Source organism: Halococcus salifodinae DSM 8989 (assembly GCF_000336935.1).
Lineage (GTDB): Archaea > Halobacteriota > Halobacteria > Halobacteriales > Halococcaceae > Halococcus > Halococcus salifodinae.
This window is the reverse complement of record NZ_AOME01000098.1, coordinates 258-1626: the sequence shown is the minus strand read 5'-3', so window position 1 is coordinate 1626 and position 1369 is coordinate 258. Positions and strand designations below refer to the sequence as shown.

1 protein-coding gene and 1 pseudogene are annotated in these 1369 nt (G+C 56.9%); one reads left to right on the top strand and one right to left on the bottom strand.

The window, feature by feature from the left end; all coding sequences use genetic code 11:
* Positions 1-281 (top strand): annotated as a pseudogene (locus C450_RS19485) (NAD(P)/FAD-dependent oxidoreductase); the annotation flags it as partial.
* Positions 282-1020: 739 nt separating this feature from the next.
* Here C450_RS19485 and C450_RS19480 read toward each other — a convergent pair.
* Entirely contained in the window at positions 1021-1356 is a 336-nt protein-coding gene (locus C450_RS19480; protein WP_005046675.1) for a hypothetical protein, read from the bottom strand.
* Positions 1357-1369: the final 13 nt, after the last annotated feature.

Genomic DNA, 1369 nt, shown 5'->3' with positions numbered 1-1369 from the left:
GACGGGACATCTCGGGTTCGAACATGTCGGTCTACGACACTCTCTGGCACCGCGACGTCGCACCCAAGGCCGAGCGCCGGCTCTTGATGACGCGGCTCCTGTATCTGGCCTCGAACGAGCGCTACGATCGGCTGCTGAGCGACATGAACGACCTCGGGATGGGGACGCTGGCGGATGCAAATGAGGGTAGTCCGCTTGCGATCGCGCGATTGATCCACCTCGACGATGCCCCACTATTCGGGCAGTTCCTGCGCGATCGGGTTGCGGAGCGACTCGCGTAACCGAGACGGATCATCAGAGCGTCGTAGACCAGTCTTCGGAGCTACCTACAGGCATGTTCGGTGAACGGTGGATGTTTGCCTTTGATGAACTCGCCCCTCCCGCTCTGTACTGTCGATTGTCATCTCCACTCTCGCGTAGGGTATGCTCTCGGATACCCTAGATCTCTGAACTCGGCTAGGTCGATTCGTCATGCTTAGTCCTGTGTGAAAAATTTAGGGCGTCGATTGATTCTAACGCTTATTGTGTATGAGAAAACGACCTGCTTGTCTTCAGCTACCAAGGGATCATCCGATACGACTATACCCTTTCTCGAAAAAGTCTTGCTGAGCGCGGGATCTGAATCATGAGGACCAGTTTCTCGCGCTCCTCGTGATTTTCGGGAGAGATCCAACAGGAGGAATCAGCCATTCAGTGAAGCGCACTGGAGTGTNCCTCGTGATTTTCGGGAGAGATCCAACAGGAGGAATCAGCCATTCAGTGAAGCGCACTGGAGTGTCGTCCTGTCAGTACTCATGGTCTGCTAACAGGCTTGATCTACCACATGAGAGTGTTCCGTGAAGGATGTGGCCGAAATATTCGGGAAAGGTGATGGCGGCGGTGTGGAGCGTGAGCGATCCATGACAAGCACCCAGGTTGTAGCGCGCCCCATGTCACTGGTTGACGTGAGGACGGAACAGTGTTAGGGGCGTTCTCGAAAAGTCGGAGGTGATTCTGCCTCTGGTCCCTACAGAGGGAGTGTTAGCTGCTTGCTGTAGTCTCGGTCTCCATCGAGGTTCCGTTCTCCATCATGGTCTCTTCACCAGCAGCAGTGGTCTCTTCCTCGCCAGCGGTGGTTTCCTCTTCGCCGGCTGTCGTCTCTTCGCCAGCAGCAGTGGTCTCCTCCTCTTCCTCAGCGGCGGTGGTTTCCTCTTCACCGGCAGTTGTCTCTTCTTCCTCAGCGGCGGTGGCTTCCTCTTCAGCAGCGGTGGTATCCTCGCCGGCAGCAGCAGTGGCTCCGTCACCGCTGGTGTTGTTGCCACCTCCGCCTCCGCTACACCCAGCAACCACGAGCATAACGGCCACGAGGCCAACCATGGCGATGCGCTTC